Origin of the sequence: Brevibacillus fluminis (genome assembly GCF_003710825.1) — a bacterium.
GTDB classification, from domain to species: Bacteria; Bacillota; Bacilli; order Brevibacillales; family Brevibacillaceae; genus Brevibacillus_D; species Brevibacillus_D fluminis.
In genome coordinates this window covers 301858-313675 of record NZ_RHHQ01000012.1, presented here as the reverse complement: position 1 = coordinate 313675, position 11818 = coordinate 301858, and the positions used below count along the sequence as shown (strand labels likewise).

The following is an 11818-nucleotide window of genomic DNA, read 5'->3' as shown; positions in this document are numbered from 1 at the left end:
AAAGGAACTTACATGCAATTCTCGAATATCTCATGTAATCGGATGGCTAAAATTTTAATGACAGACAGGAGTTTGATACGATGATAAAAGGTTTCGGAGGAATATTTTGGAGAACAAAGGATCTTGAAGTTGTAAAAAAATGGTACAGTGAAGTATTGAAGCTTGAAATAGAAAATTGGAATGGGACTGTGATCAAACCCCAATCAGGAAATGAGACGATCTTTTCTTTCTTTACTGAGAATGACAGTTATTTTCCAACAGAACAACAAGTGATGTTAAATTTCCAAGTACATAATCTAGACGAGACGATTAAACATCTTGAACATATTGGTGTACCTCTTGCAAAGGAAAAAGAGAGTAGTGAATTCGGAAAGTTTATTTGGATTAAAGATCCTGAAGGTCGACTCATCGAGCTTTGGGAGAAATAGTGCCAAAAACAAAAAGACCTGACTTCATAGAAGTAGGTCTTTTTACGTCTCTTTGCATGTCTCGCGGAAACCGCTAAGCAACACGCTGATGGCTTGCCGGAATGTCGGGGTCAGGCGGTCCATGAGCATTTCGACGGTTTCCTCGGAATGTTCGTATGTCGCGACGATTCCGTGGAGGGTATAGAAATAAATACGGGTGCACATCAGAAGCTGCTCGTCTGTGACCGCGAGCAGCAAGCTCGCCTGTACCATGCGAGAGAGTTTAGCGAAAATGTCATTGCGTATTTTGTTGATCTCCAATTGGGGCGATTGCTCGTCGACCCGTCCTGCTTTCACGTTGACGAACAGGCTGTACATGCTGCGGTTCGCCAGACAAAACTCGATGAATGCCAGGCTGACTGCTTCCAGCTTTTCCTCGGAGGCGGTCTTCTGCTCGCTCAATGCGTCCATCCGCTCCATCAGCGCTTGCAGCGGAGGCATGGACAGCTGCTGCAGCAGCGTCTCTTTATCTTTGAAATAGATGTAAATCGTGGTGTGGGAGCATCCTGCCTCTTTGGCAATTTCCCGCATCGTGACGGTATCGTAGCCGCGATTGGCGAAAAGCTGCCTTGCTGCGGTCAGAATGCTGTTTTTGGTTTCCTCGGAACGTTGTTCTTGTCTTGTGGCCATGCTACAACTCCTTGCTTCCATGCGTAGCCCCATTGTAACCAGTGGTTATCCGCAAAGTCAATGCGTCTTGCCGCCCCTGCCGATTCGCTTATCCAACCAGCCGCAGACGACGGTAAACAGCAACAGAAAAACGATAAAGCTCATGGTGACCCTCCTTTCAAAAAAGCCCGAGAACATCGTTCAACAACGCAAAGACGAGAAGACACCCAAGCACAGCACCGGAAAGGTAAGCGTAGCGTTTTTTCCTGCCCGACGATGCTTTCATGGCTGCGTGCACATACATGCCAAGACCTGCCGCAAGCAATACCAGCTCCAGGCTGATCGCCAGCCACGGATGGCTCCACGCTCCAAGCCCAAGCGTCGGCAATCCGCCCCAATTGCCTGGCAATATCGGCATGTCGGCCCGGTGAACGATCAGATCGAGAAGCCAATGGCTGAAGACGACCGCCGCCAGCACTCGCCCCCCACGCCCTCGCCAAAAGCGCTTTGCCACAATCCATGCCAGACCGGATATGAGAAGCGCCCCCAGCAAGGAATGCGTGTAATCCGCATGGATGATCGCCTCGCCATAGCCGTTTCCGATATGATCGTCCATCGTCTCCACGCCCGATACAAAGAGCGGGACAAAGACAACATCAAGCAGTTGCGTTCCTAGCATCAGCGCCCATAGCGGAACCTCCGGATATTTCGCACGCACGCCTGCCGCCAAGCCGAAATGACCTGCAAACATAAAAGCAGCCCCCTTTGATTTCGATGATTCGTCCAGACACAACGCCTTATAACCATCGGTTAGTAACCGTTGGTCATATAATAACCAATGGTTACATTTCTGTCAACGGCCTTTCTGCCATGTAATCGCCCCAAAATCGAAATCAATTCCTTTTGCGATCTTGCTGTCTTACTCCCGATTTCGACTTCACGCCAAAAAACCGTGCTACACTACGCTCAGCATTTGAAAAACGGGCAGAAATCCTGTACCGGATGCCAAGGCAGCGCAAGGATACCGATTTGAGGAAGATAAATTCGGGGTCGCAGGCTTGACCCCGATCCCTTCCACACTTGTTTCCGCGCCGCGTGTTAAAGAATGTCTCGTTCAGTTGGAAGCAACCGTCGTTCAGGTACACAACTTTGAAGAACCAAGCACCTTGGCTGCCATCGAAACGCGCATCGTAAAAGTCCACGCCGAAGAGGGTGTCCTGATGGACGGACACGCCAATTACATCGACCCTTTCAAATGGTCGCCGCTGATTATGAATTTCTGCGAATATTTCGGCCTGTCTGAGCAGCTGATGCCCTCGAGGTTGGCACCCGTTTTTGGGCCGAAACCGGCTGAAGCATCCGTGAACAGCTAAAATTCGGATATCCAGCCTGCCAAAACGCAACAAAAAACCGTCTCCCTACTCACTGGGAAACGGTTTTTAGCTTTTATTTTTGCATTATAAGATTTTTACCAGCCTGTCTGGAACTTTCCTGTAATCGCATCGACATACGCTTCGCGACCCTCATACGTCGGCACATAGTACAGTCCCACTTGCGGGCTGCCCGTCTCCTCGCCGACTCCTTGCAGCACATAGGTCAGCTTCAGGGCATTTTTCTTCAAATACATTCTACCCGCCGCTTCGACCGAGATCGCTTTCCCGCTGTCTGGCAGTTTGGAGAAATCGTTTTGTAGCGAAATCCGCAATCTCGTCAAATTTCCTTTGCCGTCGAATTCGACTTCATTTTCGCTGCTTTCCACCGGAATGCCTTGGTAGGACGGCAGGAATTCAAAGGAATAGCCTTGTGGATCCGACCATCCTCCCGTCAGGAACACTTCCGTCACATCTTTGCCGAGCCACTGCTCCAACTTCTTCACAGCTGCAGCCTTTGCCTCTTCCGGCTTGAATCCCGTTCCCGTCCTGTCGTCATAGCTGCGGAAGTCGATCAGCTGCAGCTGTCCTGTTTTCGCGTCGATCATGACGCGTGCGACGCTTCCACCCTTCTCTTCGTCCGTATAAAAGCGATAGCTGCGCGTTTGCTTGTTGCCGGATTCGTTGTAGTCCGCCTGCGAAAGATCGATGCCGAGCGCGTCTTCCAGCACTTTTTGGGCATCGTCTGCCGATTTGATGAAAATGTCTTTTCCTTGAGGAGTGAGCTTGATTTTCTCGTAAGGTATTTGCTCGCTACCTCCTTCGTCGTCCTCTACGTATTCATACGCTGCTTTGCCAGTCAGCGCGTCGATGGCGCCGCTGAACGAAGGCACGTATTTGAGCACAGGGCCCAGACCGGTCGCCTCTTCGCCATTCTTGTCCCACACCAATTGATTGGCATTGTACATCAGCTGCATGTCTAATAGACCGAGGTACGCAGCCTCCGCTTTTTTCTTGCTGAGCGCCTTTTTGGCATCGGGGAAGCGCGATTCGTCCGGTATCTCATTGAAATAATTGGTGTATCGGGTCAGATGTCCGTCCCCGTCGATTTTTATGCGGATATCGGTGCCCAACACCGGAATTTTATTGACGGTCATTTGATAGATGAGCTCGCGCTGCAATACGCCTTCGCCTTCGCCTTCTTCATCCTCGTACTCATACTCGCCATCATCATCGGTCTGGGTGCTGATCTTCACCAATTGATAACGGTCGCTCTTGTCCACCGCTTTTTTCAAAAACTTGTCAGCGATCTCCTTTGCCTCTTTTTCCGAAATCGACTTCGTCGGATTCCAGTCTGAATTGAAAATCATGTAATTGAGGAGCTTGCCCGTGTCAGGATCAATGGTTAGATTCACCCGGACCATCGATTTGCTCTCTTTCTTCTCCTTGTTTAAGAGTGTGAAGCTCCATTCGCTTGTGCCGTCTTCATCCTCCCAAATGTCAGCGCTGCTTACGCGCAAATCTTTCAGTTCGGGTATCAGCTTGTATAGGTCTTGAAGCGCTTTTGTCATATCCGAGGGGATCTTCTTGATGGAAATCGATTGCACCTGGTGGCCATTGCCTGCATGCCGCTCAATGGGCTTGGCCCAAGCTGGTGTCGCCGATAAGAGGCTCACTGCTACGACTGTTCCGAGAATTCGAGTCAGCTTTTGTTTCATCATGAATAAAATACGTCCCTTCCAAATATACTAGTATTTTCCATCGTATTAAAAGACGCCTCATCCTGCAAAAAGTTACTCCCATTATCAAAATTCCCTTTTAATTGACAATTCCTGCGATACCTCTTCATTAGAAAACCTAGCTACGCCAAGCTTTTGGCGTAGCCGCAGTTGTATAAAAAGAAGCGTCCCCACAGGTACGCTTCTTTTCTGCTTACTTTAAACCGTATAGCGGTCTGTCAATCTTTTCAGCTCATGTGCCATCTTGTTGAGCGATTCGCCTGAGCCTGCAAGTTGATCGAGCGACTTCACCTGTTCCTCAATCGAACTGGCTACTTCACCAGCCTTGCCGGACGATAGCTGGGCGATTTTCGCCGTTTCGTCGACCGCTGCCAAAATTTCTTCCGAGCTGGCCGACATTTCCTCCGAAATGGCTGATGCGCTCTGGATTTGATCGGAGACTTGCTTGATCTGCTGCATAATAACGCGGAACATCTCGCCGCTTCTCTTCACTGCTTCCATGCCTGCCGACGCATTGCTGCTAACGACATCCATCGAGCTGATCGCATGGGCCGTCTCATTTTGGATTTCCTTGATCAGCTGCTCGATCCGCTTCGCTGATTCGGCGGATTGCTCCGCTAGCTTGCGCACTTCGCCCGCTACGACCGCAAAACCTTTGCCATGCTCTCCTGCCCGTGCCGCCTCAATCGCTGCATTCAGCGAAAGCAGGTTGGTTTGGGACGAAATCGCGGTAATGGCGACGACGATTTCCTCGATCTGCTGCGAACGCTTGCCGAGCTGCTCGACAGTATCGGCTGCCAGCGTGACCGACTGGTTGATCGCATCCATCTCCGCAACGGCCTGGCGAATCGATTTGTCGCCCTGCTCCGCCTTATTCGCTGTCTCCACAGTCGCTTCCGATACAATCGATGCCGTTTCGGCAAATCTTTGCAAGCCGACCGACATTTCCTCGAGCGCGCGCATACCCTCTTCTGTCTGCTTTTGTTGCTGATGGGCGCCTGCTGCCACCTGTGCCATTGATTCGTGGATTTGGCCCGCGATGTCATTGTTCACGTTGATATTTGTGGACAGCGATTCGGCCGAATCTGCCGCGTGCTGCGCATACTCCTGAATCTTGCCGATGATCTCGCGGTTTTGCTCTACCATTTTGTTGACACGGCGGGTGAGCTGGCCGATCTCGTCTTCCCGATTCGTCGTCATCACGATGCCTAGATTGCCCTTTTCGACCTCTTCGATCGATTGACCGAGGCGCTGGATCGGCTTGGTGATGCCGCGAGCGAGGAGGATGGAAATCAGCGTCGCGATGGCGAGCAGAATGAGGCACGTAATCAGCAGAGGGTTGAAAATGACGCCAGCCCGACTTGCCAGCTCATTGACTTTCACCGTGCCGATCAGCTTCCAGCCCGTTACTTCGTTAGTGACATAGCTCATCGTGAAAATGTCATCATTGACGTCGATTTGCAAATCACCAGCTGCGCCCTTCGCCTGCATCTGGCGGTATGTATCTTCTTTTGACATGTCCGTCCCGATCGCCGCTTGATCCGGATGATAGAGGACGATCCCGTTTGCGTCGAGCAGTATGGCATGTCCGGTATCGCCGATTTTGATATCTTTGGCGAGGTCGATCAGCTCGGTCGGTGCCACATCGATCGCTACAACCCCTACAAGCTGCTCCCCCTTGTAGATCGCTTCAGCAGCGGTGATCGTCATCGACTTAGGATCGCTCGCATCGGCATACGGGTCGGTCCAGATGATCTCTCCTTTATGCTGGACGGCCTTTTGATACCAGACACGCTTGCGAGGATCGAAATCTTTTGGTACGTCCTGCCAAGCCCCCGTACTGAAGTACTCGCCCTTTTCCGTGCCGAAATAGGCACCCGAATCTTCAAATGCTTCCAATGTATTCATCAACTGCCCATGCTGGGTTTCATAGTTGGCGAATTCATCCGCCTTTGCCAGCATGCTGACGATATTTTCTGTCTTTTTAAAATACAAATCAAAGGTTTTATCTGTCTGTTCCATCCTTTGACCTATATTTTGCGTCAGTACTTCCATTGTCGTGTTCACCGACACTACGTAGCTCACCACCGAAACGACGGCCACGGATAGAAGAATCAGCGCGAGAAACGGAATCAAAATCTGTAGCTGCAACCGTTTTTTCATCGACGGCTCCCTCCAATTGCGGAAAAGTTATGTAATCTCCTCTGCATATAGTACGTTTCACCTAGGACCAGCGTTTCATTTACAAGCACATTATGATATTCCTTTATATTTCTTTATTTTATTTGTTTGATCAAACATACTGGTTTAGCAGGGAAATCACTAGTAACATTGGAAATATATCGAAAAAATATAATTGTTCTGGGAGGTGCTTCCTATGTCTCAATCGTTTCCTGTTTTAGCGGGGGCTGAACCATTTTTCAGTAAAGGGAACCATATCGGCGTATTGGTCCAGCACGGATTCACCGGCACCCCCCAAAGCATTCGTTATCTCGCGGAGCATTTGGCGGCATGCGGCTTTACCGTACTTGCCCCTTTGCTCAAAGGGCACGGTACGCACTATGAGGATTTGGAAAGAACGACATATGAAGACTGGATCGCCTCTGCGGAAGAAGGCTATCAGCTTTTGGCCGCGCAGTGTGATCATGTGTTTGTCGCAGGCTTATCCATGGGCGGCACCATCGCGCTGCATCTGGCTCATCGCTTCCCTGAAACAGGTGGGTTGATGCTGATCAACGCCGCCGTCAAAGTCGAAAACTTCGAAACGCTGGCGAGCGTCACGACCGACTCCTATTTGACCGGCATCGGCTCGGATATCAAGGACCCCGACGCACAAGAGCTCGTTTATCCTCAAGTGCCGATCGCTGCCGTGAAGCAGTTTTTGACGTTCAAAGAGCAGGTGAGAAAAAAGCTCCCCTTCATCAATTGCCCTGCCCTGGTCTTCGTTTCCGCGGATGACCATGTGGTTCCGCCCACTGATTCGGACTATATTTTGGAGCATTTGCATTCGACTGAAAAGCGCAAGGTCGTGCTCAGCAACTCCTACCATGTGGCGACGCTCGACCATGACAAGCAGGCGATCGCCGAGCAGTGCGCCGCATTTATCGGCCGCATCGTTCAGGGACATAGCCAAGCCTAGTAATCGATCCTTTTGAACAGCAAAAAAACACCCACTCCCGACTTTCATTCGGGAAACGGGTGTTTTTTCGTATCGGGCTAGTTCTCTATGTAATTGGACACCTCGATCAAGTTTTGGTCCAGATCGCGGAAATACACGGACAGGATCGTGCCGTTCGCGCCAGTCCTCTCCACGGGTCCTTCTTCAATCGCGACGCCTTGCTCGGTCAGATGAATCATCACATCCGCAAGCGGCAGCGTCGATATGAAGCAGAGGTCCGCCGAGCCAGGCGTCGGCCGCAGCGCTTTCGGTTCATACTCGCGTCCTGCTTGATGCAGATTGATCTTTTGACGGCCGAACTGAAGCGCTTTGCGGCCCCCTTTAAACGTGACTTCCTCCATCCCCATCACGGTGGTGTAAAAGCGAACCGTCGCTTCGACGTCGGCTACCGTCAGGACGAGATGATCCAGTCGATCGATGCTCATCTTCATTGCCTTGGCCTCCTCTTCCCGTCTTTACTTCCCCTTATTGTAGCGACTCTTCCGTTTTTTGCAATTTCGGATTTTTGTTACTTCAACTGCTCTGCGACCAGCAGAAGCTTTTGTTTTTTGGCCATTCGGGCTTCATACGCTTGTGTGACGGTCACCGCATGGAAACGGACGATGCCGGTCGGCCTCAACTGGGCGATCCGATCGAGATCGGGGCTGATGACGACTCCCATTGTCATGAAGCCACCGCCCGTCGTCGCATCGCTCAGCTGAATGATGATTTCCTCGCTGTTCGTCAGCAAGATCCCGCCGAGCATATACGCGGTATCGACGACATTGGAGTACCCGCTGCCCGCCCCGAAAGGCGTCTCGAACGGTTCAAAATGCACGCTTGGCCCATGGAACCGATAGCCGACCCGATTGGCCTCGGAGGAAACGACCCACGCTTCATTGAGGAAGGCACGAACTCCCTCATCGCTGATGCGGTGGCTCGCCAACCCGAGGACGACCCGTACATCAAGCTCCTTTTGAAATACAGGCAGTGCATCTTCGCCGATCTGCTTGCCGACTTGCCGGGCGTAACCGGGAAGCGGCTCGCCGATCTCGACCTCATCGCCCTTCTGCAGCTTGCGTCCGTGAAACCCGCCGAGCCCGCTCTGCGCATACGTCGATTTGCTGCCCATGATCTCCGGCACCGCGATGCCACCCGATACGCACAAATACGCATGAACCCCCGCAGCCACATGGCCGAACGACAAGATGTCCCCCGCACGTACCTCGACGTTTTGCCACATCGGGATTTCCTGCTCGTTCACATAAGCCAAAACCGGTGCGCCGGTGATGGCGATCACGGTCTTTTTGCCGAATGCAAGCTTGGGACAGAAGAGCGACATCTCAAGCGCCGCAAACGATGCCGGATTGCCCAGCAGCATATTCCCAAGCGCATACGAATATTTGTCCGCCGCCCCTGACGGTGGTATGCCCAAATGATAATAGCCGTCTCTGCCCATATCCTGCACAGTGGTCGACAATCCCGGCTCCAGCACCCGAATCATTTAAAATCCCTCCATCAATAATGCAATGTACGCTTTACCGCGCAGCAAATATTCTTTTGGCGAAAACTCGACGTCCCGTGTCCGGTATGTGTATGTCCCCTTTTCCACGTCCGCAACGATCTGCCAGTATTCCGCCTCGTCAATCGGGCGGTGCCGCCAGATGTCTCCCGGCTTTGCCAGCACGTAGTCGCACAGCTCTGGATAGCGCCGCTCCTTGTCGTAAACCGGCACCGCCGACATGCCGATCAATTGGTAGCTGCCCGGACTGTCGACCGGATAGATAGCATTGAACGCGCCGCCCAAGCCGATCGCGCGGTTCGGCGTCTTTGAGCGCGGGCTCAAATATTTGGGCGCCTGCAAAATCTCTTCGTTAGTCGTACCGAGCGGAAACTCCCATGAGGTCCCGGGAATGTAGCCTACCATCGTAATAAAATACGGCGTGGACGAGTGCGCCTGGATGAATGCGGCCTTGTCCGTAAAGCCGTTGCATTTCATCACGAAATCGAAATCCGATAGGCCCGGATGCTGGTGTCGGCTTGCGAAGCGCTCCGAATAGGAGCGGGTGATCGGATCGTCGTACCAGGTCGGAATCTCAACGATCCGCGTGGACAGGTTCAGCTCCGCAACATTGCTTTTGGTGATGTCGATCTCGATCAAATAATCGAGCAAATCTTGCGACGAAATGATCTCTGGATTAAAGCGGACCAGGTAGGAGGCGTTTGCCGGACAAATGTCGATGAGCCCCGGAATGTTGCGCTTGCGCAGCTCGTTCGTGATCGCAAGCGCCTTGAAGTTGCTCGCAAGCCCCATCTCCCGCGAGATTTCCGCATAAATGTACTCGTCCCCGGCAAAATCGAAGCGTGTTTCTGGCAGCGTGAACATGACGATGACCTCCTCTACAGCAGTTGTTTAATCTTGCGGCTCATCGTGGCCTGGCTGATGCCGAGAATCTCCGCCGCCTTTGCTGCTGTCCCGTATTTTTGCAGCGCGGAGCGGATGAGCTGTCCCTCCACTTCATCCACCGCCTCCTTGAGCGGCACGATAGAACCGATGATCGGCTTGATTTTCGTATCCTTTTCCTCGCCGTACAGGATCGCCATGACATCCTCTCCCTTGATCGCGTCATCCTTCGTCGTTACGATGCTCCGCTCCAAAACATTTTGCAATTCTCTGACATTTCCTGGCCAGTGATAGCTCTCCAGCACGTCGAGCGCTTCGCGCGTCAGCGTTTTTTGCCGCTGGTACGCGTCGTTGTATTGCTGCAAAAACGCGATCGACAGCGAGATGATGTCCTCTACCCGCTCGCGCAGCGCCGGGATATGGAGCGGGATAACGTTCAGCCGGTAATAAAGGTCTTCGCGAAATTTGTTTTCCTCCACCATTTTCTTGATGTCGCGATTGGTGGCCGCGATGACGCGCACGTCGATCTTGCGGCTTTTCACCCCGCCGATTCGCGTGATTTCCCGCTCTTGTAATACGCGCAGCAGCTTGACCTGCATGTTGAGCGGCATTTCGGTGATCTCATCGAGGAAAATGCTGCCGTTGTGAGCCAACTCGAACAAACCGGGCTTGCCGTTGCGGTCAGCTCCGGTGAACGCCCCTTTTTCATAGCCGAAAAACTCGCTCTCGATCAAATTCTCAGGGATTGCCCCACAGTTGACCCGAATCAGCGGCTGCTCGCTGCGTCGGCTGTATTTATGAATCGCCTGCGCGAACACTTCCTTCCCGACCCCGGACTGTCCGTAAAGCAGCACGGTCGAATTCACCAGGGCAATCTGCTTGATCTGGTCCTCCAGATTTTCCATCACCTTCGACCTGTAGATTAGCTTTTTTTCCTGCTGGGTCTTATTCAAGATCTGGTCGAGCTCCTGCTTGTACCGATCCGATTTCTTTTTGACGGTTTCCAGCTCTTCCTTCAGCTGATTGAGCTCCGTGATGTCGCGTGAGATGATCACGATTTTTTCTAACGTCTCACCGTGGAACACGGGGGTCGCCACGGACCACACCTTGCGTCCTTTGGCATTTTCCTGAATGAACACGTGTTTACCTTTTTGCTTACGGCAGATTTGCAAAATGTTTTGCCGGAAAAATCCTTCTTTCTGCAGCTCGTCCATCTGCTTGCCGATCAGCAGATGCGGATCGGCATACATCCAAAACTCCTGCAAATACGTCCCAGCCAAGCGCATGATCCGCCCCTGTCCATTCATGACGAGAATCTCTTCATTTGAAGACGAGTAGATCGCCTGGATGTCGTCGTTCAGGTTGCGCACCAGTTCCAAATCCTGAATCGCTTGCTCCAATTGCTGCCTCTGATAAAAAATGTGGACGATGCCCTGGATTTTGCCATGCTCGATGAGCGGTGAAAAGTTGCCGATCATCTGCTTGAAATTGAGCGAGCTGGTGACATTGACGAGCTGCCCGCCTTGCAAAACCTCTTCGAGCACATCGATGGCGAGCAGCTTCTTGTAATTGCGGTTCAGCAAAAAATTGCGTGAGAGCCCAAGTATCGCTTCCGCACGCTCATTGATAAATGTGATGCGGAACTGGCAATCCGTGGTGATCAGCCCGATGCCGGAGCTGTGGAAAATTTGATTTTTTCGGTGTAGCTGCGTCTGCGTGATCTTGTTTCGCGCCTCCGCGAATGTGGTGAACCCGACCGGCTCGCCTTGCTGGTTTACCCCGAGCACGATCGACACATTGTGGTAAAACTCAACCGGATTTGTGCACGGCACCTTGAGCATGTCCGTTTTGTAGGTGATCGGCGCTCCCAGGCTGCTTTGCTCAATCTGCTCCAGTATGCTTTCGCCGTCCACATAGCCGATGATGGCGTCCGCTTCCGTGACGAACACTACCTTTTGCGGAGCGGCATTCAGCATTTGCAAGGCGTGCTTCACGGTCGCGTCTTTCGAAACCGTCGCAGGCAATGCCTCGAGAATCTCGTTCCAATCCATCATGTTTTCCACCACCTGTCG

10 protein-coding genes and 1 pseudogene are annotated in these 11818 nt (G+C 52.1%); 3 read left to right on the top strand and 8 right to left on the bottom strand.

All coding sequences use genetic code 11. The annotated features are described in order from the left end of the window. Positions 1–80: 80 nt before the first annotated feature. Positions 81–428 carry a VOC family protein gene (locus tag EDM56_RS15645; RefSeq protein ID WP_122918820.1) on the top strand — a complete coding sequence of 116 codons (348 nt, stop codon included), beginning with the start codon at positions 81–83 and terminating at the stop codon, positions 426–428. A gap of 42 nt (positions 429–470) precedes the next feature. On the opposite strand, the gene EDM56_RS15640 is transcribed toward EDM56_RS15645, so the two are convergent. Together EDM56_RS15640 and EDM56_RS15635 are read right to left on the bottom strand one after the other, a co-directional pair. After that, positions 471–1097, bottom strand: coding sequence for a TetR/AcrR family transcriptional regulator (locus EDM56_RS15640; protein WP_122918819.1), 627 nt, complete (start codon positions 1095–1097; stop codon positions 471–473). Positions 1098–1254: 157 nt separating this feature from the next. Next, on the bottom strand, positions 1255–1827 hold the full coding sequence (locus EDM56_RS15635) for a metal-dependent hydrolase (protein ID WP_122918818.1): 573 nt from the start codon (positions 1825–1827) through the stop codon (positions 1255–1257). A gap of 229 nt (positions 1828–2056) precedes the next feature. On the opposite strand from EDM56_RS15635, the pseudogene EDM56_RS15630 reads away from it, so the two are divergent. Further along, positions 2057–2449: pseudogene (locus EDM56_RS15630) on the top strand (flavin reductase family protein); the annotation flags it as partial. A gap of 95 nt (positions 2450–2544) precedes the next feature. On the opposite strand, the gene EDM56_RS15625 reads toward EDM56_RS15630, so the two are convergent. Together EDM56_RS15625 and EDM56_RS15620 are read right to left on the bottom strand one after the other, a co-directional pair. Continuing rightward, entirely contained in the window at positions 2545–4167 is a 1623-nt protein-coding gene (locus EDM56_RS15625; RefSeq protein ID WP_122918817.1) for a YcdB/YcdC domain-containing protein, read from the bottom strand. Between the two features lie 216 nt (positions 4168–4383). Beyond that, positions 4384–6348, bottom strand: coding sequence for a methyl-accepting chemotaxis protein (locus tag EDM56_RS15620; RefSeq protein ID WP_122918816.1), 1965 nt, complete (start codon positions 6346–6348; stop codon positions 4384–4386). A gap of 214 nt (positions 6349–6562) precedes the next feature. Here EDM56_RS15620 and EDM56_RS15615 point away from each other — a divergent pair, with 214 nt between their 5' ends. Next, positions 6563–7324: an alpha/beta hydrolase gene (locus EDM56_RS15615; protein WP_122918815.1), complete on the top strand. Its 762-nt coding sequence runs from the start codon at positions 6563–6565 to the stop codon at positions 7322–7324. Positions 7325–7401: 77 nt separating this feature from the next. On the opposite strand, the gene EDM56_RS15610 is transcribed toward EDM56_RS15615, so the two are convergent. The 4 genes from EDM56_RS15610 to EDM56_RS15595 all read right to left on the bottom strand — a co-directional run bounded on the left by EDM56_RS15610 (position 7402) and on the right by EDM56_RS15595 (position 11800). Continuing rightward, positions 7402–7788 carry a VOC family protein gene (locus EDM56_RS15610; protein WP_122919195.1) on the bottom strand — a complete coding sequence of 129 codons (387 nt, stop codon included), beginning with the start codon at positions 7786–7788 and terminating at the stop codon, positions 7402–7404. Between the two features lie 83 nt (positions 7789–7871). Next, positions 7872–8846, bottom strand: a complete 975-nt coding sequence (locus tag EDM56_RS15605) for a 5-oxoprolinase subunit C family protein (RefSeq protein ID WP_122918814.1) — start codon at positions 8844–8846, stop codon at positions 7872–7874. Then, complete coding sequence (locus tag EDM56_RS15600) at positions 8847–9728, bottom strand: 5-oxoprolinase subunit B family protein (RefSeq protein ID WP_122918813.1); 882 nt, start codon at positions 9726–9728, stop codon at positions 8847–8849. It lies immediately after the preceding gene. A gap of 14 nt (positions 9729–9742) precedes the next feature. Next, entirely contained in the window at positions 9743–11800 is a 2058-nt protein-coding gene (locus tag EDM56_RS15595; RefSeq protein ID WP_122918812.1) for a sigma 54-interacting transcriptional regulator, read from the bottom strand. Between the last annotated feature and the right edge of the window lie 18 nt (positions 11801–11818).